This is a genomic window from Nonomuraea sp. C10, from assembly GCF_008017515.1.
GTDB classification, from domain to species: Bacteria; Actinomycetota; Actinomycetes; order Streptosporangiales; family Streptosporangiaceae; genus Nonomuraea; species Nonomuraea ferruginea.
The window spans coordinates 2,986,595-3,006,780 of sequence record NZ_VPFF01000001.1 but is presented as its reverse complement, the minus strand read 5'-3'; the positions used below and the strand labels follow the sequence as shown (position 1 = coordinate 3,006,780).

Sequence of the window (20,186 nt, the reverse complement as noted above, 5' to 3'; positions counted from 1 at the left end):
CGGTGTCACACTTACCTCTCGTATGCGACTTCCGCCCCACATCCTCGTGGTCAACGGCATCAAGGTCCGCAGGCCGGTGTTCCTGGTCGGCGCCCCGCACTCGGGCACGGACCTGCTGGCCCGCGCCCTCAAACGGGCGCCCGGGTTCCACCTGACGACGGGCCGCGCGTGCGTGGCGCACGTGGTGTACGCCTTCGCCCGCCGGCCGTCGATCGGCCGCACCTCCGGCGCGGTGCGGGTGCTGCGTGACGCGCTGGCCGAGTCGTGGCAGGTGCTGAACGGCTCGTGCGGGCTGTGCTCCGACGCCTGCCGGGAGGCGGGCGGCGTGACCAGCACCGGCCCGTGCGTGGCGACCGGCGAGGTCACCAGGTTCGGCGACGCCAGCCCCGACCTGCTCTACGCCGTGCCCGTGCTGCGGCGCGCCTTCCCCGACGCGCGGTTCGTGCAGCTCATCCGCGACGGCCGGGACGTCACCGCCGACATGCTCGACGACCCGGCCTGCCTGGCCTGGTTCAAGCCCGTGATGCTGCCGGAGGACACCGAGTTCCCCAACGAGTTCCTCGGCGTCAACCGCGACGAGCACCGCGACCGCTGGAAGACCATGCCGGTGGCCGGCAAGAGCGCGCTGCGCTGGCGCAGCGCGGTGCGGCTGAACGCGACCCTCCGCCAGGAGCTGCCGGAGGACCAGCTCATCACGGTCCGCTACGAGGACCTGGCGCTCAGACCCGCGCAGGAGGCGGCCAGGCTGTCGGAGTTCCTGGACACCCGGGTGCCGAAGGTCGCCCTGTACGCGCCCGCGCCCCGGGTGGGCGGCTGGCGCGCCCGCCTGCGGGCGGAGGACGCCGAGCTGGTGGAGAAGGTGGCCCGCCAGGAGCTCACCCGGCTGGGCTACCTGACGAGCTGAACTGGGTGCGGTAGAGCTCGGCGTACAGCCCGCCGCGGGCCAGCAACTCCTCGTGGCGGCCGCGCTCGGCGACGCGGCCGGCGTTCACGACCAGGATCTCGTCGGCCTCCCTGATCGTGGAGAGCCGGTGCGCGATCACCAGCGAGGTGCGGCCCGTCAGCGCGGTCTTGAGCGCCTGCTGCACGGCCGCCTCCGACTCCGAGTCCAGGTGGGCGGTCGCCTCGTCGAGCACGACCACGCGCGGCGCCTTGAGCAGCAGCCGGGCCAGCGCCAGGCGCTGCTTCTCGCCGCCGGACAGCCGGTAACCGCGCTCGCCGACCACGGTCTCCAGCTGGTCGGGCAGCGCCTCGACCAGCTCGCCGATCTGCGCGGCCCGCAGCGCCGCCCACATCTCCTCCTCGCTCGCGCCGGGGCGGGCGTAGAGCAGGTTGGCCCCGATCGTGTCGTGGAACAGGTGGGGGTCCTGCATGACCACGCCCACGGTGTCGCGCAGCGAGGCGAGCGTGGCGTCGCGCACGTCCAGGCCGTTGATCCGGACGGCTCCGCCGGTGACGTCGTAGAGCCGGGAGACGAGCGAGGTGATCGTGGTCTTGCCGGCGCCGGAGTGGCCGACCAGGGCGATGAGCCTGCCGGGCTCGGCGGTGAAGGTCACGCCGTCGAGCACCTGCGCCGACGGGCCGGTGTCCTGCTTGGCGACCGACTCCAGGGACGCCAGCGACACCTCATCCGCCGACGGGTAGCGGAAGCTCACGTCGTCGAACTCGATCGTGACCGGGCCGTCCGGCACCGGACGGGCGCCGGGCCGCTCGGCCACCATCGGCTTCAGGTCGAGGATCTCGAAGACCCGGTCGAAGCTCACCAGGGCCGTCATCACGTCGACGTGCACGTTCGACAGCGACGTGAGCGGCCCGTACAGGCGCATGAGCAGCGCGGCCAGGGCGACGAGCGTGCCCAGCTCGAACACGTCGCCCACGGCCAGCACGCCGCCGATCCCGTACACCAGCGCCGTCGCCAGGGCGGCGACCAGGCCGAGCGCGACCCGGAAGACGGCGGCGTACATGCCGACCCGCACCCCGATGTCGCGCACCCGGGCGGCGCGCTCACCGAAGACGGCGGCGTCGTCCTCGGGCCGGCCGTAGAGCTTGGCCACCATCGCGCCGGCCACGTTGAACCGTTCGGTGGTGACGCTGCTCATCTCGGCGTCGAGCTGCATCTGCTCGCGGGTCAGCGCCGACATGCGGCGGCCGACCCACTTGGCGGGCACGATGAAGATCGGCAGCAGCACCAGGGCGACCAGCGTCACCTGCCACGACAGCACGAGCATGGCGGCGAGCACCAGGACGAGGCTGACGATGTTGGACACCACGGACGACAGCGTGCTGGTCAGCGCCCGCTGGGCGCCGATCACGTCGGTGTTGAGCCGTGACACCAGCGCCCCGGTCTGGGCCCGGGTGAAGAACGCCACCGGCATCCGCTGCACGTGGTCGAAGACCTCGGTGCGCAGGTCGTAGATCAGGCCCTCGCCGATGCGGGCGGAGAACCACCGTTGCGCCAGGGTCAGCCCGGCGTCGACGACCGCCAGCGTGGCGATCGCCACCGCCAGGCCGATCACCACTCCGGTCCGCTTCGGCAGGATGCCGTCGTCGATGATGGCCTTCATGAGCAGCGGGTTGGCCACGACGACGACCGCGCCCGCCACCACCAGCAGCAGGAACGCCGCGATCTGCCGCCGGTAGGGGCGGGCATAGCCGGCGATCCGCCGCACCGTGCCGGGCGCGAGCCGCTGCTTGGTCACCGAGCCGTCCCGCCGCAGCGACGCCCACACTTGGGGGCCGAAACCCCCTCCCATCATCGCCATCCAGGGGAAATCCTCTCACTCCCCCAGCTAAGCGTCGCGGGGCCGTCCGTCGATTCCCTTATCAGCTTCTGGCGAAACCGCCCCGCCCCGTCAAGACTGGGCGTTGAAGAGGGCCCTGAGGCGTTCGGCCTGCTCGGCGCCCTCCGCGGCTCTCTGCTCCTCCAGGGTGCGCGCGGACGCGCCCTGAAGGAGCCGCTTGGTCGCGGCCGCCGCGTCCCGGTTGGTCGACAGCAGTTGCGCGGCCTTGTCGGCCACGGCCTTGTCGAGGTCGCCCCCCGCGACCACGTGTTCGGCCAGGCCGATGCGGAAGGCTTCGTCGGCTTCCACGATCCTGGCCGTCAGGCAGATGTCGATCGCCTTGGCCAGGCCCACCAGCTCCACCAGGGGCTTGGTGCCGGTCAGATCGGGCACCAGCCCGAGCGCGGGCTCTTTCATGCAGAACTTGACATCGTCGGCCACGATCCGCAGGTCGCAGGAGAGCGCGAGCTGGAAGCCCGCACCGATCGCGTGACCCTGCACGGCCGCGATGGAGACGATCTCGGGGCGGCGCAGCCACAGGAAACCCTGCTGAGCCTGGTCGACCAGTCGCTTGAGCGAGCTGTCGTCCTGCCTGCCGGCCGAGCCGAACGAGCCCTGCCCCGGCACCCCTTCTTTCGTGAACATCCGCAGGTCGATGCCTGCCGAGAAGGACGGTCCCTCACCTTTCACCACGACCACGCGCACCTGCTCCGGCAGGCCGGCGCCGATGCGTGCAAGAGCCGACCAGGTCGCGGACGTCTGCGCGTTCCGCTTGTCCGGCCGGTTCAGAGTGACCGTGGCTATCTCACCGTCCACCTCGTAGCGCAGGCCGATCTCCGCCAGCTCCTCGGCGGAAACCTCCTCCGCGTACCCCCCGCGCTGCTGTGGCGCCTTCGCGTCGCCCATCACCGCTGCCCTCCTCGCTGTACCGTCGCGCCCGAGCTTACAGAATGAGATTCTGGCCCGGGCGCGACGGCAGGCTGACTAGGGACGAGCGGCTGCGGTCGCGCGTTCCGAGGCGGCCGTCAGCGCTTGGACTTGCCCCGGGTCGCCCCTCCGCGTCCGCGCAGAGTCACCCCGGACTCGCTGAGGATGCGGTGGATGAACCCGTAGGACCGGCCGGTCGAAGCCGCCAGGGCGCGGATGCTCTCGCCCGCGGCATAGCGCTTCTTCAGATCGCCGGCCAGTTTCTCGCGATCGGCCCCCGTCACCCGGGTGCCCTTCTTCAGTGTCTCGGCCACGAGTACCTCCTGTAGTGCCGGACTTCCGCAGCGTTACTCCGCCATGATCAGTCATTTCAGCGGGATCGGCTACCTACTCCACGGGAAAAGATCCGTACCCACCCAAATTAAGATCAGGCAAGTGCCACAAGATCGGAAAATTCCTCGCTCCACGCGTCTTCAGTTCCGTCTGGCAGCAAGATCACCCTATCCGGTGACAGGGCGTCAACGGCACCCTCGTCATGGGTCACCAGCACGATCGCTCCTGAATACGACCTCAGAGCGTTGAGAACCTGCTCACGACTGACCGGATCGAGGTTGTTCGTCGGCTCGTCGAGCAGCAGGACATTCGCGCTCGACAGCACCAGCGTGGCCAGCGCCAGGCGGGTCTTCTCGCCTCCGGACAGGACTCCGGCGGGCTTGTCGGCGTCGTCCCCGGTGAACAGGAACGAGCCGAGGACCTTGCGCAGCTCGGCGTCAGTGAACGTTCCGCCTGCCGAACGCATGTTCTCCAGGACGGTTCTGTCACTGTCGAGCGTCTCGTGCTCCTGGGCGTAATAGCCGATCTTCAGCCCGTGGCCCGGCCGGATCTCCCCGGTGTCGGGCCGCTCCACCCCGCCCAGCAGGCGCAGCAGCGTGGTCTTGCCGGCGCCGTTGAGCCCGAGGATGACCACCCGGTGACCTCGGTCGATGGCCACGTCGACGTCGGTGAAGACCTCCAGGGACCCGTAGGACTTGGACAGGCCCTCCGCCATCAGCGGGGTGCGGCCGCACGGCTGGGGATCGGGGAAGCGCAGCCGGGCGACCTTGTCGCTCACGCGCTCCTCCTCGGTGGAGGCCAGCAGGCGGTGCGCGCGGCGCATCATGTCCTGCGCGGCCTTCGCCTTGGTGGCCTTGGCGCGCATCTTGTCGGCCTGCGAGAGGAGCGCGCCGGCCTGCTTCTCGGCGTTGGCGCGCTCGCGCTTGCGGCGCTTCTCGTCGGTCTCGCGCTGGGCGAGGTAGGCCTTCCAGCCGACGTTGTAGTGATCGACGACGCACCGGTTGGCGTCGAGGTGGAGCACCTTGTTGACCGTGGCTTCAAGAAGCTGGACGTCGTGGCTGATGATCACCAAGCCGCCCTGATGAGAGCGCAAAAAATCACGAAGCCACCCGATTGAGTCCGCATCTAGGTGGTTTGTCGGCTCGTCGAGAAGGAGAGTTTCCGCCCCGCTGAAAAGAATTCTCGCCAATTCCACCCGCCTGCGCTGGCCGCCAGAAAGCGTTTTCAGCGGCTGCCCGAGCACCCGGTCGGCCAGGCCGAGGCTGGAGGCGATGGAGGCCGCCTCCGACTCCGCGGCGTAGCCGCCGAGCACGTGCATCTGGTCCTCCAGGCGGCCGTACTGCCTGACGGCCTTCTCGCGGGTGCGCTCGTCGGCGGAGGACATGCCGGCCTCGGCCTCGCGCAGCTTGCGCAGCACCTCGTCCAGGCCCCTTGCCGACAGGACGCGGTCGCGGGCCAGCACCTCCAGGTCGCCCGTGCGGGGGTCCTGCGGCAGGTAGCCGACGCTGCCGGTGCGGGTGACGGTGCCGGCGGCGGGCAGCGCCTCGCCTGCCACCACCTTGGTCAGCGTCGTCTTGCCGGCGCCGTTGCGCCCGACGAGCCCGATCTTGTCGCCGGGGTTGACCCGGAAGGAGGCGTTCTCGATGAGGAGGCGCGAGCCCGCACGCAGTTCGATGTCAGTGGCAATGATCATGATTGACGAAGCACTCCCGAGCTAGGAAACGAGGGATGAGGGCGAGCGACGCCGGTCAATCGGGAGTGTGCATACGGATCAGTGTAGGGCCCGTGCCTGGAGCTCCGCCTTCGCTCGAAGCGTCACGTACGAGGGAACGCCGGGGGGCCGTCGTTCGATTCCGGCAGGTGCCGGGCGATCAGGGCCAGGTTCTGGATCGCGGCGAGGCCGTACTGGGCGGCGTCGTTGGTGCTGACGAACGGCGCGTCCCAGAGGGCGGCGGGCACGTGCGGCCCCTCGACCCGGGTCAGCCGCCAGTCGGGTTCACGTTGCAAGGGGTTGCTGTTGAGCTGGTCGCCCTCATCGTGGAAGAACCTGCGCCAGGCCAGCGCGGCCAGGTCCGCGTCGTCGAGCCGGGCGGCGGCGTAGGCGGCCAGGCGGCTGTGCGCCTGGATCAGCGAGATCCCGGTCAGCGGGCGGCCGGTCTCGGCGGCCTGCGCCTCGGGCGTGGCGAGGTAGAGGCGGCAGTAGTCGAGCCACGCCCGTTCGAATCCGGGCACGTCCAGGCCGAGCGAGAGCAGTTCGGAGCACACCTCGGACAGGCCGAAGACCGCCGACAGGTGCGAGACCGAGACGGTGTCGCGCGAGGTGTCGAACCGGCCGGTGTCCAGGTCGAGGCGGGCCTCGCCGGTGAGGAACCCGTTGGGCAGCGCGCCGATGCCGGCCATGGTGCGCAGCAGCTTGTCCCTGGCCCGCCCGTCGCCGTAGCGCTCCCAGCGGGTCAGCCAGGCGGCGGCGAGCGCGCCCCAGTCGGCGCCGAGCCCGACCGACAGCGCCGACGGGTCCGGCGTGTAGTCGTCCTCACGGACCTTGCGCAGCGGGTCGAGCGCCGCGTACGCCTCCTCAGCTTCGGCCACCTCGTCGAGCAGGTCGCCGGTGCGCTCGTCGGCGGTCAGGTAGTAGAGGAAACGACGGTAGGCGGCGCTGGAGATCCGCAACTGCTTGCAGCTGCACCCCCAGTGCTGCACGTTGTGCCGGCTGCCCAGGCCCTTCCACCGGCCCAGATGGTAGACGTCGACCTCGCCGGTGTGGCGGGTCATGGCCTCGGCGAAGCGGAACACGTCGGCCCGCCCGGTGCGCAGGAACTGGTACCACAGCCACAGGTCCGGCGACAGCTCGGAGTTGTCCCAGGCGTAGCCGCCGACGTCGTAGCGCCAGGTGTGCCGGTCGGCGTCGTAGGTGTGCATGACGTCGCCGTAGTCCCAGAACCCGTACCAGCGGCGCTGCTCGCGCTCGCGCGCGTACAGGTCGAACAGGAAGTCCAGGCGGTCCTCGATCGCGGCGCGGGCGGAGGTGGCGCGGTCGGGCGGCGCCCAGTCGCCGAACACGCCCGCCGCCCTGATCCGCTCCGGGCTCGCGACCAGCAGCGGCGGCTCGTTCATCGCGGCCGCGTGCGCGGCCAGGTCCGGGTGCGCGGGCGTGGCCCCGTACACGCGCAGGGTCAGCTCGTGGGTGCGGGCGATGCCGTACGGGTCGCCGAAGCCGGGTTCGTGGTCCTCGTACGTGATCTCCAGGCCTTCGAGCTGCTCGGCGAAGGTGTCCTGGCCCAGGCCGTCGTGCCAGAACCGCAGGTCCATGGCGGGCGCGGACGGCGACCAGAGCCAGACCGTGGCGGTGGCCAGGCCGGTGGCGGCGTCGCGGACGTCGAGCCTGGCCGGGTGGAGGCGCCAGAAGTCGCGCAGGCCGAAGCCGAGGCCGCCGCTCGTGCCGCCGGCGTAGCCGTACCCGGCCGAGCGGGTCCCGGACGGGATCGTCACCCACGCGTGGCCTTCGGCGGTGCGCTTGCGCATCAGGTAGCCGTCGGCGGAGTTCTGGTCGAGCGTGTAGTCGTTCCAGGCGGGGACGAGGTGCAGGCGGCCGGCCACCTCCGGGTTGCCGACGGGCCCGCACGGGCGGCCCTCGACCTGGGCGCGCCGCACCCGCTCGCCGGGGTCGCGGCGCAGGCCGGTCAGGCCGCGCACCGCCTCGGTGAGGAAGCCGTCGCGGCCGGCCAGCCGGATGTGCCGGTCGTGGAGCTCGTCCCGCATCACGACGCCGGCCCGCAGGCCCAGCCCGGCGAGGAAGTCGCGGCCGGGGTCGCCGTCCCAGACGAACGTGTGCGCGATCCGCACGTCCTCGGCGCCCGCGTAGAAGTAGAGGCGGACGGTGAAGGGCAGCCAGTCGCCGTGCCGGCCCTCCGCCCTGATCACCGCGCGCACCGGCCCGTCCTGTTCCACGGTGACCCGCTCGATCCGTCCCGTGGCGCTCTCCCGTCGGACCGCGCCCCCGTCGTCGGGGGTGGGCCCGTCCTGGCGCAGGCTGACGAGGCGGACGTCGCGGAGGATCTCCCTGCCGTCCCGCCCGGCGGAGCGGACCAGCGTGTCCCCCGACGGCTCGATCGTCCAGGCGACGGTCCCGGTGCTCACCCTGATCAGGCCGCCCTCGCGGGTGACGGTGACGGGCACGTGCGGCGCCGCGGGCTCCCTTCCCGGTACGAGGACGTACGCGTCCTCCCCGGCGGCCGCCGCGGCGTGGGCGGACCACTTGACCGAGCCGTCCGGCCAGGTGGCGGTCACCCAGCTCTGCACCGGCACCTCTCCCCCGCCGGGGCCGGTCAGGGCGAAGGGGACGCCGGGGGCGACGGCGCCGCGCGGCCATGGCACGCCCCAGGTCACCCCCTGCCCGCCGCCCGGACGGTCCAGCCAGCGCAGCGAGGTCTCCGCTCCGGTCACTCCTTCACCGACCCGATCAGCACGCCCTTGGCGAAGTGTTTCTGCAGGAACGGGTAGAAGAACAGGATCGGCAGCGTGGCGATCACCACGACCGCGAACATCAGACCCCTCGCGGGGAAGAACACCGTGTCCAGCGCGCTGATGGCGTTGGCCGCGTCGGGGCTGGTGAGCTGCCGGACCAGCACCTGCAGGGTCCATTTGTCGTTGTCGTTGATGTAGAGCAGCGGCGACATGTAGTCGTTCCAGATGCCCACCGCGTAGAACAGCGAGAACGTGGCGATGATGGGCTTCGACAGCGGCATGACGATCTTGAAGAAGACGCCGAGCTCGTTGCAGCCGTCGATCCGCGCCGCCTCCTCCAGGGCCTGGGGCAGTTCCTGGAAGAACGACTTCACGATGATCAGGTAGAAGGGGTTGATCGCCAGCGGCAGGATCAGCGCCCAGTAGCTGTCCAGCATCCCCAGGTCGCGCACCACCAGGTAGGTCGGCACGATCCCGCCGCCGAAGACCAGCGTGAAGACGACCAGGTTGAGCACCAGGGTGCGGCCGGGCAGGTAACGCTTCGACAGCGGGTAGGCCATGGTGAAGGTCAGCGCGACCTGCAGCACCGTCCCCACGGCGGTCACCGCGATGGTGGTGAGCAGTGCCCGCAGCATGGTGTCGTTGGCGAAGATGTACTCGTATGTGCTCGTGACGAACTTCTCCGGCCACAGGAAGAACGGCCGGGTGGAGATCTCCGCCTCGGTCGCGAACGACCCGGCGAGCACGTAGAACAACGGGAGCACGGTGACCAGCGCCACCGCGCCGAGCACGACGACGTTGAGCGTGTCGAACACGCGGCTGCCGAGCGAGCTGTAGTGCTTGATCGGCGTGTTGGCAGGTTTCTTGTCGGACACGGCCGCGCGCTCCTCAGAAAAGTCCGCGCTGGCCCATGCGCTTGGCCAGCCAGTTGGCGCCGAAGATCAGGATGACGCCGGCGATGCCCTTGAACAGGCCGACCGCCGTGGCGTAGCTGTAGCCGCCCCCGGCGATGCCGACGTAGTAGACGAAGGTGTCGAACACCTCCGCCGTCGAGCGGTTCAGCGAGTTGGTGAGCAGCCAGATCTGCTCGAAGCTCTGGTCGAGGAGGTTGCCGGAGGTCAGGATCGCCATGACCACGATCGTGGGCCGGATCGCCGGCAGCGTGACGTGCCAGAACTGCCGGAAGCGGCCGGCGCCGTCCATCCGCGCCGCCTCGTACAGCTGGGTGTCCACGCTGGCCAGCGCGGCCAGATAGATGATCGTCCCCCAGCCTGACGTCTTCCACAGCAGCTGCAGGATGACCAGCGGCCTGAACCACTCCGGCTGGGCCATGTAGTCGACCTTGGGGCCGCCGCCGGTCAGGCTGTGGATCCAGCCCGCGATCACGCCGAAGTCCACCGCGAACAGCAGGTACGTCAGCGAGAAGACGATGGTCCAGGACAGGAAGTGCGGGATGTAGATGAGCGACTGCACGTACCGCTTGTAGACGCTGACCCGCAGCTCGTTCAGCAGCAGCGCCAGGATGATCGGCGCCGGGAAGACGAAGATCGCGGTCAGCAGGGCGAGGAACAGGGTGTTGAAGAGCAGGCGCGCGAAGTCCGGCCCGGTGAACAGCGCCTCGAAGTGCTTGAGGCCGACCCAGGGGCTGCCGGAGTAGCCGAGGAACGGCACGAAGTCCTGGAAGGCGATGGTCAGGCCGTACAACGGCAGATATCTGAAGATCGCGAAGTAGGCCAGGCCGGGGATGAGCATCACGTACAGCCAGCGGTAGCGCGTCAGCGCCGCGCGGACCGACACCCTGCCGGATCCGTCCCGGTTGTTCTTGGGGGCCGCCTCGGTGACGGGCGACGCCAGATCGGTGGCCACGGCGGCCTCCTTTCGAAAGGAGAGGCCCGGGTGGCCCCCGGGCCTCTCGGTCGTGCCGGTCAGCCGCCTATCTTGGAGATCCCGTCCTGGAGCTCGGCGAGGATCTGGGTGCCGCCGCTGTCGTACCAGCGCTTGATCTCGGCCTTGAACTCGTCCTCGGTCAGCGCGCCCGCCAGATACTTGATGCGGGCGTCGGTCGGGATCGGGCCGAGCGTGGCGCCCTTCTCGACCGCGGTCTGCGAGATGACCGGCAGCGACGGGTCGTGCACGGCGGTCTGCAGGTCCAGCTCCATGAGCTCGTCGCGCTGCTTCAGCCAGTCCTGCTCGGCCTGGCTGGGGCGCATCCACTCGTACGCGTCACCGGCGACGCCGACGCTGGCGGTCGTGCCGAGCTGGATGAAGCCGAACTGCACGTCGTTGTTGATGACCTTGACCGCCGGGTCGTCTTCGTTGATCTTCACGGCGTAGCCGTCCTCGACCTTGAAGTTGCGGCCCTCGATGCCGTTGTTCAGCAGGATCGAGCCTTCCTTGCCGGCCAGCTTGTCCAGCGTGGTCAGCACGTCGTCGAGCTGTTCCTCGGTCTGGACGCGCTGCTTGGAGATCGCCACGATGCCGTTGTAGCCGGTGAACGGCAGGGAGAACTTCTGCCCGTCGGGCCGGGTCAGGTTGCCCGCCATCGCGACCTTCTGGTCGTAGGTCTCCGGGTCCAGCTCCTTGAACTTGTCGAAGAGCTCGCCGGCCCGGACGTTGACGTCGATGATGATGCCGCCCTTGCCCTGGAGGAACGGGTCGTTCCACTTGCCGGTGTCCAGGGTGGCCCAGTCGGGGTTGACCAGGCCCTCGTCGATGAACTTCTTGGTGTACTTCTGCGCCTCCCAGAACTCCGGCACGTCGAACTCGGGGACGAGCTTGCCGTCGCGCATGCCGTAGTTGTTGGGGGCGCCGAACCAGACGTCGATGGCGTTGTACGGGCTGGACGCGGAGAACACGGGGGCGGGCCACTTCGGCAGGATGAGGCCGTAGGTGTCCTTCTTGCCGTTGCCGTCGGGGTCCTTCTCGGTGAACGCCTTGGCGATCTCGTACAGGTCGTCGGTGGTCTTGGGCGGCTCCAGGTCCAGCTTCTCCAGCCAGTCCTTGCGGAGCACGACCGCCGAGCGCAGCAGCGGGCGGACCCGGTAGATGCCGTAGTTGCGGCCGTCGGTCTTGGAGTTGATCCAGGCCTGCTGCGACTTCGGCTTGAGGTTCGGGTACTTGTCGAGCTTGTCGGTCAGGTCCCAGAACGCCCCCGCCTTCGCGGCCTGGACGAACGACGCGCCCTTGTTGTCCTGGATGACCACCACGTCCGGGATGGCGTTGGAGGCCAGCATGACGTTGGTCTTGTCGTTGTACTCGGCGTTGGGAACCCAGGTGATCTGCAGCTTCTTGCCCACGAGCTTCTCGACGGCCTGCTGGATCTCGCCCTTGGGGTCGGGGGCGGTCTGGAACAGCGGGACCATCATGGTCAGCGTGTCGCTTTCCGCCGCCCCCTCACCGGCGCCGCTGGAGCAGGCGGACGCCACGAGAGCTGCTGTTAGCGTTAACGCACCGGCGGCCAGCCGGCGACGACGGGATGCGGTCATCGGTTCCCTTTCGAGTGCAGGCGCGCCTCGTTCTCCTCGAAGAACCGCAGGCACAGCCACGTGTTGAGGCAGATCCACGCGCCGACGCTGAGGAGGAGCGCGAGGAGGGGGGCCGCCACCGTCGCGAAGACGATCGCGGCGAGCACGAACAGCAGGAGCACGGACGAGGCCGGCCGGGTGAGCGCCAGCAGTGAGGCCTTCAGCAGGTAGGCCGGCAGCGGCAGGTCGTAGTGCGCGTAGAGCGGCCCCAGGTAGGACCCGACGCAGGCGAGCGCCACGAGGGCCACGAGCGTCGCCACCTGCCATGCCCTGGCGCCGGGCCCGAGTGCGGCGAAGTAGAGGAGGTTGCCGACGAGGACGGTGGCGACCACCGCCAGGGGCAGGACGAGCAGGGACGCGCGGACGAACTCGCGCCGGTAGACGCGCCAGAACTCGGGCAGCGCATGAATCGATTCACCACGAGCGTGCCTCCGGGCCAGCGTGTACGCGGCCACGGTGGCGGGCCCGAGCCCGAGCACGACGCCGCCGAGTAGCGTGAAGACGACCCACAGCACGTTCAGCCGGGCCGCCCAGACCACCTCGGAACAGGCGGCCTGCAACCTGATTGACATGGCGGGATGGCTCATCCGGCAGCACCTTCTCGTGGCGTGTGCGCGGACCCGGGGACGGGAGCCGTTGCATGCTGGTTCCCGTCCCGTTACGCGGGGGTGAACGGCGGTCGGTTGCTGCGAAAGTAGTGTTGAATCGACTCAAAGTCAATGCGTCGCCACCCCCGGATTCCGCCACCTCCCTGAACCCCATCCGTCCGCGCCGCCGGTCCAGCGGAACGAGGACCGAGAAGGTCACCCCGCCGCCTGCACGCCCACCGCGTCGAGCACCGCCGTCAGCGGGTCCACCCCTGCGCGACCAGGTGGAAGCCATGACTCTCGCGCGGATTGCAGCTGTGCAACGATCTTTCCCGATCGCCGGCTCGGACCGTCCGTCCCACGCCGGCCAGGCACCGGAACACCAGGCCGTCGGACGGCAGCTCTCCAGCCGCATCCTGCCCAGACGCACACTCCAGGCACGCGTCCGCTTCCCCGGACGGTGGAGCGCCGCTCAGGCGTCTCTGCGGATCGCCTTGCTCGACTCGCGGACGACCAGGTCGGGCTGGAAGATCACCTGCCTGTGACGGTGCTCGTCCGGTGAGGAGACCTCCTCCAGCAGCAGCTCGATGGCGGTACGGCCGAGCAGCTCACGCGGCTGACGCACCGACGACAGCGGCACCGCCGCGGCCGCGGCGAAGTCGATGTCGTCGTAGCCGACGATCGCCACGTCGTCGGGCACCTTGAGCCCCCGCAGCGACATGGCCTGCAGGAACCCGAGGGCGAGCAGGTCGTTGGCGCAGAAGGCGGCGGTCGGCCGCTCGGCCCCCGGCAGCGCGGCCAGGCGTTCGCCGGCGGCCCGCCCTGCGGCCACGCCCAGCGCCGTGGTCTCGAAGTCGACGAGCTCGGCGCCTTCCCCGGCGGACGCGGACACAGCGGCGGACACGGCGGCGGACACGGCGGCGGAGGCCCCGGCGTGGCGGTCGGCGACCTGTTTGATCGACAGCGGCCCGCCGACGAACGCGATGCGCCGGTGGCCGCGCTCGATCAGGTGGGCGGCGGCCACCTGGCCGCCGAGCCGGTCGTCGACGGCGACCGAGCACTGCATGCCGGTGGCGGCGCTGTCGACCAGCACCACGGGCGTGCCCCTGGCGGTGAGCTGGGCCAGGCGCGGGCTGGCGGCGTCGACCGGGGTGATCAGGACGCCCAGCACCCGCTGCTGCTCCAGCTGGTCGAGGTGGCGGCGCTCGCGGTCGGGGTCGGCGGCGCTGTTGCAGAGCATCATCATCGTGTCGTGCTCGTCGGCCACCGCCTCGGCGCCCTGGGCGACGTCGGCGAAGAACGGGTTGGAGACGTCGAGGACGACCAGCCCGACCGTGCGGCTGCGCCCGACCCGCAGGTGACGGGCCACCTCGTTGCGGACGAACCCCAGCTCGCGGATGGCCTCGAAGACCCGCTCACGCGTGGCGGGCGAGACGATCTCGGGGCGGTTGAGCACGTTGCTCACGGTGCCGACCGAGACCCGCGCCAGCTGCGCGACCTCCTTGATGCTCCTGGTCCCCATTGATCCTCACGAGGCCGTGCCGCTGTTAACGGGTTCATCATAGCGGCCTTGAAGATTTTTTTGAATCGTCTCAAAGACGTGGCGATCCCGTGATCAGACTCGCGCGGCCCCGGCCGCCATCCCGTCCAGCATCAGCCCGAGGAACCAGGTGGGCCGGGCCGCGACGTGTGCGGGCAGCGAGCCTGGATGGCAGGCGAACAGGTTGAGCAGCGCCACCACGTCGTCCACCCCCACGTCGGCGCGCATCCGGCCGTCGGCCTGGGCCTGCCGGACGAGCGCGGTGAAACGTTCCAGCCAGCGCTGACGGGTCTCCTCGAACCCCGGCCCGACCGTCGCCTCCTCGGGCACCCCGGCCAGCACGGCGGCGAGCACGCCCCGCCCCGAGTCGCCCGCCCACAGCACGAACGCCCGCAGCGCGCTCCAGGCGTCGCGCTCCTCGGCCACGGCGCGGTCGAGGGCCTCGCCCAGCGAGTGCACGTAGTGCTCCCCCATGGCGGCGAGCAGCGCGGCCCGATCGGGGAAGCGCCGGTAGAGCGTGCCGACGCCGACGCCCGCGCGGCGGGCGATGAGCTCCATGGGCGCGGCGGGGCCCCGCTCGGCCATGACGGCCGCCGCGGCCTCCACGATCTTGCCCAGGTTCCGCCTGGCGTCCGCCCGCACGGAGGAAATCGTACCGCCCCGAATAAGTGGACGGCGAGATTCCGCTACCTGTACGGTCCACCTAACCGGAATGATGTCATCCACTTAGGGGAAGTCCATGATCGTGGTCACCGGCGCCACCGGCTCCATAGGCCGGGCGCTCGTCGCCCTGCTCCCGCCCGGCGAGGTCGCCGCCGTCACCCGCGAGCCCGCCGGTCTCGGCGGTCCGTACGTGCCGGGCGACCTGGAACGGCCTGAGTCGATCGGCGCGCACCTGTCACCCGGCGACCGGCTGTTCCTCAACAGCTCGCTCTGGCCCGGCGTCGTGGACGCCCACCGCGCGGTCGTCGACCTGGCGCGGGAGGCCGGGGTGGCGCAGGTGGTGACGGTCTCCGTACGCCACGCCAGGCCGGGCGGCAGGCTCGGTCAGGACCCGCACGGCCGCATCGACGAGCACCTGCGCGCGTCCGGTCTGCCGCACGCGATCCTGCGGCCCGGCGGGTTCATGCAGAACCTGCCGGGCGAGGTGCGCGACGGCCGCATCCATGGCTCGTACGGCGCGGCCAAGGTCAGCTACATCGACGCCCGGGACATCGCCGCGGCGGCGGCCGCCCTGCTGACCGCGCCGGTGGGCCCGAGCGCCACGTACACGCTCACCGGGCCCGAGGCGCACACCCACGACGAGATCGCCGCGGCGGTCACGGCGGCGATCGGCCGGCGGGTGACCTACGTCGACCTCCCGGTCCCCGCCATGGCCGCCCACCTGGCCGCCCAGGGCGTGCCGCAGGGCGCCGCCACGGAGGTGGCCACGATGATGCGGGAGATGGAGACGGAGGACTGGGCCTCGGTCACCTCCGCGGTCGAGGACCTCACCGGCCGCCCGCCGCGCCCCCTGACGGCCTTTCTCGCCGACCACGCCCACGCCTTCGGCGCCTGACCTCCTCCGCCGGGCGCGGTCACACGGGGTCGGTGACGCGCACGCGGACGGCCCGGAACTGGGCCGGGGTCTCCTTGAGCACCGTCAGCTTCGGGTCGGGGACCGTCAGGAACGGCTCGGTCTCCAGGGCCAGCAGCGGCGCCAGGCGCGGGTCGGCGCGCAGGGCGTCCACCGCTCTGCGGTCGCCGCCCAGCACGACGGCGTCCAGCTCGTGCGGCGTCAGGACCCGCAGGGCCGTCTCTGCGGCCGCCTCGAAGGCCTTGCCCGCCTGGTTGGACCTGCGGCGGGCGAAGCGCTGCTGCGACCAGCCGCCCGCCGCCGTGCGCCCCTGGACCAGCCGCGACCCGACCTTCGACGCGACCAGCGCGGTCCCGTCGAACACCCCGGCCGCGTATCCTCCGAGCCGCACCAGCACGACCCCCACCCGACGGGCGGCGCGGGAGTGCTCGACGAGCCTGGTGACGTGCGGCGGGCCCGGACGCATCGGCGGGAAGGGCACGTGCAGCTCGGCCACCGCCCCGTCGCGCGCCGTCAGCCGCACCAGGCGGTCGTCACCGGCGGCCTCGAAGGGCCCGTGGCGGGCGGCGAACCCGTCGATCCACGGATTCAGCCGCTCAGGCGGCACGGAGACCCACCGGCCGCCGCCCTTCGCCGGTCGCGCGTTCATGCCGGAAGGCTAACCGACCGGCGGCGCGCGTTCACCGGCCGGGGAATCTCCGGGGAAATGTCGGTGAATTCCACCGCGGGAGACTGTCGCGGGGTCCCGGACCAGCCCATCATCGCTACGTGTCCTCCCTGCTCACAGGCCCTCTTGTGGATCTCGACACGGGTTCGGTGATCGCCCGGCCGGCGATGCTCGACCCGTCGGGGAATCTGCGGGCCGCGCCGCTGCCGATGGTCCTGGACGTCCCGGTCCAGGTGGTGCTGTCGGGCGCGGGGGCGATGGCCCCGCTGCACGAGGCGCTGCGCCGCGCCGGCCGGCATCCGCGCGAGCTGATCCTGCTGCTGAGCGGCCCGTGCGCGCCGCAGGAGCGCCGGCTGCTCAGGGTGGCGCTCGACGGGCTGCGGGCCCACGGCTACCTGCTCGGATTCGGCGGCGCCGGGACCGAGCACGTGCCGCTGGATTTGATCGCGGACGCGTCCCCGTACCTGGTGGGGATCGCGCCGGAGCTGATCGCGCGGGCGCCCCGCGACCACCGGGCGGTGGCGGCGGCGCGCGCGGTGGTGACGCTGGCGCGCGGCGTGGGCGCGCACGTGCTGGCACCCGCGATCGAGGACGAGGCGCAACTGGCCGCGGCGCGCTCGTGGGGCGCGCGGATGGCGACCGGGCCGCTGCTGTCGCCCGGCCCCGACGGGCTGGTACGGGTGCCGCTGGGCACGGCCGACGACCAGCCGGAGGCGACGCTCGGCCCCCGCGTGCAGGAGCTGCTGCTGCCGGCGGTGACGCTGCCCGAGGCGGCGAAGGCGGAGCAGGCGGTGGAGGCGTTCGGGCGCGAGCCGACGATCACCAGCGTGGTCCTGGTGGACGAGTACCAGCGTCCGCTGGGCAGCCTGGACCGCGGCCGGTTCCTGCTCTCGATCGCCTCCCGGTACGGGCACGCGCTGTACGGGTCGAAACCTGCGCGGCGGCTGGCCGATCCGCCCCGCACGGTGCCGCGGACCACTCCGGCGGTGGCGGCGATGCAGGCGGCCGGCCGGGACACCGGCCGCGTCTACGACGACCTGGTGGTCACCGACGAGGTGAACCGCTGCCTCGGCATCGTCCGGATCTCGGACCTGATCAGGCAGGTAACGACTCGCCCGGCGCTCTGGGCAGATCGGCGCGTCCCGGGATAGGAAGGGAGCGTGACGCGGCAGCTGAACAGACGGGCGGTGCTCGGCGCGGGGATGCTCGCCGGGGTGGCGGCCTGCACCTCCTCCCCCGCCCCCGAGCCGTCTCCGGCCTTCGACGCGGACGACTGGGAGTCGGTGCGCGCGCAGTTCACGCTCGATCCGGCGTACGGGCAGTTCGCGGCGTTCGTGCTGGCCCCCGCGCCGGCCCCGGTGCGGGCGGCGATCGAGCGGCACCGCGCGGGCCTGGACGCCGACCCGCACTACCTGCCCGCCGGCAACGCCTCTCCTGACGCCACCGTACGGGAGACGGCCGCGCGCTTCGTCGGCGCCGACGCCCGGCAGCTCGCGCTCACCGACAGCACCACGATGGGCCTGGGCCTGCTCTACTCCGGCATGCGTCTCAAGGACGGCCAGGACGTGCTCACCACCGAGCACGACTTCCTGGCCACCCACGAGGGGGTGCGGCTGCTCGCCGACCGCACCGGCGCGAAGGTGCGCAGGGTCAGGCTGTACGACGACCCGGCCCAGGCGTCGGAGGCCAGGATCGTCGAGGCGATCAAGGACGGCCTGGGGCCGCGCACCCGCGTGGTGGCGGTGACGTGGGTGCATTCCAGCACGGGGGTGCGGCTGCCGATCCGGGCCATCGCCGACATGCTGGCCGAGGCCAACCGGGGCCGCGACGAGGCCGACAGGGCGCTGCTGTGCGTCGACGGCGTGCACGGGTTCGGCGCGATGGCCGACGAGATGGGCGACCTGGGCTGCGACTTCATGGCCAGCGGCACGCACAAGTGGCTGTTCGGGCCGCGCGGCACCGGCATCCTGTGGGGCCGGGCCTGGGACGCGCTCGCCCCGGTCATCCCCGGCTTCGGGCGGTCCTCGTTCGTGGCCTGGCAGCGCGGCGAGGGGCCGGCCGAGACCACGGCCGACCTGGCCACGCCGGGCGGCTACAAGGCGTTCGAGCACCGGTGGGCGATGACGCAGGCGTTCAACTTCCAGAAGGCGATCGGCAAGGACCGCATCCAGCGGCGCACCCAGGAGCTGGCCACCCGGCTCAAGGCCGGACTGAGCGCGCTCCCGCACGTCCGGCTGGCCACCCCCGACTCCCCCGGCCTCTCGGCGGGGCTCGTGTGCTGCTCGATCGACGGCATGGACGCGGCCCAGGCGGTGTCCCACCTGCACGGGCGCAAGGTCATCGCCTCCACCACCCCGTACAGGCCGTCGCTGCTGCGTTTCGGCACCAGCATCGTCACCACGCCCGAGCAGGTCGACCACGCCGTCGAAGCGGTGAAAGGACTCGCCTGACGTCCTGCCGGCCGCTCGTGAGGGTTCCCGCCTCGGGCACGCGTTTCGCCGGCCCGCCGCTTCGACCACGGGTTGCGCTACTAGAGCCGGCAGGCGTAGATGTCGGTGACGAGGATGGCGCGGGCGCCGAGGTCCCACAGTTTGTCCATGACCTGCTGGTGGCCCTGGCGGCGGACCATCGCGCGGACGGCCACCCAGCCCTCGCGGTGCAGCGGCGAGACCGTCGGCCCCTCCATGCCGGGCGTGAGCGCGATGGCCTCCTCGATCCGCTCGGCGCGGATGTCGTAGTCCATCATGACGAAGTCGCGGGCGTGCACCACGCCCTGGATGCGGCGGACGATCTGCTGCATGGCGGGCGAGTCGGGGGTGCCGTTCCGCTTGATCAGCACGCCCTCCGAGCGCATGATCGGTTCGCCGAACACCTCCAGCCCGACGTTGCGCAGGGTGGTGCCGGTCTCGACCACGTCGGCCACCGCGTCGGCGACGCCCAGCCTTATGGCGGTCTCGACGGCGCCGTCGAGCTTGATCACGCGGGCGTCGACGCCCTGGTCGGACAGGTACTTCTCGAGCAACCCGGTGTAGGAGGTGGCCACCCGCAGCCCCTGCAGGTCGTGCACGCTGGTCAGGGTGCCGGCCTTGGCGGCCAGCCGGAAGGTGGAGGCGCCGAAGCCGAGCGGCATGATCTCCTCGACGGGCGCGCCGGAGTCGATGAGCATGTCCCTGCCGGTGATGCCGGCGTCGAGCGTGCCCTCGCCGACGTAGACGGCGATGTCGCGGGGGCGCAGGAAGAACAGCTCGCAGCCGTTCGCCTCGTCGACGACGAACAGCTCCTTGCTGTCTCTGCGGGGCCGGTAGCCGGCCTCCTTGAGCATGGTCTGGGCGGCCTCGCTGAGAGCGCCCTTGTTGGGTACGGCCAGACGTAGCATGTCAGTGGTCCTCGGATGGGTCGCGAAACGTGCGGGACGGGCGGAGGCGGGCGCGGGGCGCCCTAGAGATGCTTGTACACCTCGTCGAGCCCGATCCCCTTCGCGATCATCAGCACCTGCACGTGGTAGAGGAGCTGCGAGATCTCCTCGGCGGCCCGGTCGTTCGACTCGTGCTCGGCGGCCATCCAGCTCTCGGCGGCCTCCTCGACGACCTTCTTGCCGATGGCATGGACGCCGGCGTCGAGCGCGGCCACGGTGCCCGAGCCCGCGGGCCGGGTCTGCGCCTTCTCGGACAGCTCGGCGAACAGCTCTTCGAAGGTCTTCATGATCTCTCTCGTCGTTCGGCAGGAATGCTACTCAAGCCTAGTCTGCGCCAGGCACCGGACTCACCCGCGGCCGGGCGCGTTCCCTG

The 20,186-nt window shown here is 71.1% G+C and carries 18 protein-coding genes; 4 read left to right on the top strand and 14 right to left on the bottom strand.

What is annotated here, in order from left to right:
- Positions 1 to 22 precede the first annotated feature (22 nt).
- The gene (locus FR742_RS13685) at positions 23 to 904 is read left to right on the top strand and encodes a sulfotransferase (RefSeq protein WP_148031319.1); all 882 of its coding nucleotides are present in this window, start codon (positions 23 to 25) and stop codon (positions 902 to 904) included.
- Here FR742_RS13685 and FR742_RS13680 read toward each other — a convergent pair.
- The 11 genes from FR742_RS13680 to FR742_RS13630 all read right to left on the bottom strand — a co-directional run bounded on the left by FR742_RS13680 (position 876) and on the right by FR742_RS13630 (position 14,797).
- Complete coding sequence (locus FR742_RS13680) at positions 876 to 2,762, bottom strand: ABC transporter ATP-binding protein (protein ID WP_148031318.1); 1,887 nt, start codon at positions 2,760 to 2,762, stop codon at positions 876 to 878. The genes FR742_RS13685 and FR742_RS13680 overlap by 29 nt on opposite strands.
- A gap of 90 nt (positions 2,763 to 2,852) precedes the next feature.
- A complete protein-coding gene (locus tag FR742_RS13675; RefSeq protein ID WP_148031317.1) occupies positions 2,853 to 3,686 on the bottom strand; it encodes an enoyl-CoA hydratase/isomerase family protein in 834 nt (277 codons plus the stop codon).
- A gap of 119 nt (positions 3,687 to 3,805) precedes the next feature.
- Positions 3,806 to 4,021 carry a helix-turn-helix domain-containing protein gene (locus tag FR742_RS13670; protein ID WP_020547488.1) on the bottom strand — a complete coding sequence of 72 codons (216 nt, stop codon included), beginning with the start codon at positions 4,019 to 4,021 and terminating at the stop codon, positions 3,806 to 3,808.
- A 113-nt stretch (positions 4,022 to 4,134) separates the two neighbouring features.
- Positions 4,135 to 5,733 carry an ABC-F family ATP-binding cassette domain-containing protein gene (locus FR742_RS13665; RefSeq protein WP_148031316.1) on the bottom strand — a complete coding sequence of 533 codons (1,599 nt, stop codon included), beginning with the start codon at positions 5,731 to 5,733 and terminating at the stop codon, positions 4,135 to 4,137.
- Between the two features lie 122 nt (positions 5,734 to 5,855).
- Positions 5,856 to 8,483 carry a Tat pathway signal sequence domain protein gene (locus FR742_RS13660; protein WP_148031315.1) on the bottom strand — a complete coding sequence of 876 codons (2,628 nt, stop codon included), beginning with the start codon at positions 8,481 to 8,483 and terminating at the stop codon, positions 5,856 to 5,858.
- On the bottom strand, positions 8,480 to 9,379 hold the full coding sequence (locus FR742_RS13655; RefSeq protein WP_222708923.1) for a carbohydrate ABC transporter permease: 900 nt from the start codon (positions 9,377 to 9,379) through the stop codon (positions 8,480 to 8,482). Before FR742_RS13655 ends, FR742_RS13660 begins: the two co-directional genes overlap by 4 nt.
- 13 nt (positions 9,380 to 9,392) lie before the next feature.
- Positions 9,393 to 10,370, bottom strand: coding sequence for a sugar ABC transporter permease (locus tag FR742_RS13650; RefSeq protein WP_222708922.1), 978 nt, complete (start codon positions 10,368 to 10,370; stop codon positions 9,393 to 9,395).
- 59 nt (positions 10,371 to 10,429) lie between these two features.
- The gene (locus FR742_RS13645) at positions 10,430 to 11,929 is read right to left on the bottom strand and encodes an extracellular solute-binding protein (RefSeq protein WP_261808510.1); all 1,500 of its coding nucleotides are present in this window, start codon (positions 11,927 to 11,929) and stop codon (positions 10,430 to 10,432) included.
- Positions 11,930 to 11,985: 56 nt separating this feature from the next.
- The gene (locus FR742_RS13640) at positions 11,986 to 12,615 is read right to left on the bottom strand and encodes a YesL family protein (protein WP_261808509.1); all 630 of its coding nucleotides are present in this window, start codon (positions 12,613 to 12,615) and stop codon (positions 11,986 to 11,988) included.
- Positions 12,616 to 13,087: 472 nt separating this feature from the next.
- Complete coding sequence (locus FR742_RS13635) at positions 13,088 to 14,137, bottom strand: LacI family DNA-binding transcriptional regulator (protein WP_148031313.1); 1,050 nt, start codon at positions 14,135 to 14,137, stop codon at positions 13,088 to 13,090.
- Between the two features lie 93 nt (positions 14,138 to 14,230).
- Positions 14,231 to 14,797, bottom strand: a complete 567-nt coding sequence (locus FR742_RS13630; RefSeq protein WP_148031312.1) for a TetR/AcrR family transcriptional regulator — start codon at positions 14,795 to 14,797, stop codon at positions 14,231 to 14,233.
- Positions 14,798 to 14,894: 97 nt separating this feature from the next.
- Between FR742_RS13630 and FR742_RS13625 the strand changes: the two genes are divergently transcribed.
- Complete coding sequence (locus tag FR742_RS13625) at positions 14,895 to 15,713, top strand: NAD(P)H-binding protein (RefSeq protein WP_148031311.1); 819 nt, start codon at positions 14,895 to 14,897, stop codon at positions 15,711 to 15,713.
- A gap of 19 nt (positions 15,714 to 15,732) precedes the next feature.
- Here FR742_RS13625 and FR742_RS13620 read toward each other — a convergent pair whose 3' ends face one another.
- Positions 15,733 to 16,380: an acVLRF1 family peptidyl-tRNA hydrolase gene (locus FR742_RS13620; RefSeq protein ID WP_148031310.1), complete on the bottom strand. Its 648-nt coding sequence runs from the start codon at positions 16,378 to 16,380 to the stop codon at positions 15,733 to 15,735.
- A 146-nt stretch (positions 16,381 to 16,526) separates the two neighbouring features.
- Between FR742_RS13620 and FR742_RS13615 the strand changes: the two genes are divergently transcribed.
- Positions 16,527 to 17,549 carry an EAL domain-containing protein gene (locus FR742_RS13615; RefSeq protein WP_261808508.1) on the top strand — a complete coding sequence of 341 codons (1,023 nt, stop codon included), beginning with the start codon at positions 16,527 to 16,529 and terminating at the stop codon, positions 17,547 to 17,549.
- A gap of 9 nt (positions 17,550 to 17,558) precedes the next feature.
- Entirely contained in the window at positions 17,559 to 18,848 is a 1,290-nt protein-coding gene (locus FR742_RS13610; protein WP_222708921.1) for an aminotransferase class V-fold PLP-dependent enzyme, read from the top strand.
- Positions 18,849 to 18,928: 80 nt separating this feature from the next.
- Here FR742_RS13610 and hisG read toward each other — a convergent pair whose 3' ends face one another.
- Together hisG and FR742_RS13600 are read right to left on the bottom strand one after the other, a co-directional pair.
- On the bottom strand, positions 18,929 to 19,774 hold the full coding sequence (hisG, locus tag FR742_RS13605) for an ATP phosphoribosyltransferase (protein ID WP_148031309.1): 846 nt from the start codon (positions 19,772 to 19,774) through the stop codon (positions 18,929 to 18,931).
- 62 nt (positions 19,775 to 19,836) lie between these two features.
- A complete protein-coding gene (locus tag FR742_RS13600) occupies positions 19,837 to 20,100 on the bottom strand; it encodes a phosphoribosyl-ATP diphosphatase (protein WP_148031308.1) in 264 nt (87 codons plus the stop codon).
- Between the last annotated feature and the right edge of the window lie 86 nt (positions 20,101 to 20,186).

Excerpts from the sequence above, each read along its gene's own strand:
- FR742_RS13685 (WP_148031319.1), top strand. The coding sequence starts at position 23 with ATGCGACTTCCGCCCCACATCCTCGTGGTCAACGGCATCAAGGTCCGC.
- FR742_RS13680 (WP_148031318.1), bottom strand. The coding sequence starts at position 2,762 with ATGGCGATGATGGGAGGGGGTTTCGGCCCCCAAGTGTGGGCGTCGCTG.
- FR742_RS13675 (WP_148031317.1), bottom strand. The coding sequence starts at position 3,686 with ATGGGCGACGCGAAGGCGCCACAGCAGCGCGGGGGGTACGCGGAGGAG.
- FR742_RS13665 (WP_148031316.1), bottom strand. The coding sequence starts at position 5,733 with ATGATCATTGCCACTGACATCGAACTGCGTGCGGGCTCGCGCCTCCTC.
- FR742_RS13640 (WP_261808509.1), bottom strand. The coding sequence starts at position 12,615 with ATGAGCCATCCCGCCATGTCAATCAGGTTGCAGGCCGCCTGTTCCGAG.
- FR742_RS13635 (WP_148031313.1), bottom strand. The coding sequence starts at position 14,137 with ATGGGGACCAGGAGCATCAAGGAGGTCGCGCAGCTGGCGCGGGTCTCG.
- FR742_RS13625 (WP_148031311.1), top strand. The coding sequence starts at position 14,895 with ATGATCGTGGTCACCGGCGCCACCGGCTCCATAGGCCGGGCGCTCGTC.
- FR742_RS13620 (WP_148031310.1), bottom strand. The coding sequence starts at position 16,380 with ATGAACGCGCGACCGGCGAAGGGCGGCGGCCGGTGGGTCTCCGTGCCG.
- hisG (WP_148031309.1), bottom strand. The coding sequence starts at position 19,774 with ATGCTACGTCTGGCCGTACCCAACAAGGGCGCTCTCAGCGAGGCCGCC.
- FR742_RS13600 (WP_148031308.1), bottom strand. The coding sequence starts at position 20,100 with ATGAAGACCTTCGAAGAGCTGTTCGCCGAGCTGTCCGAGAAGGCGCAG.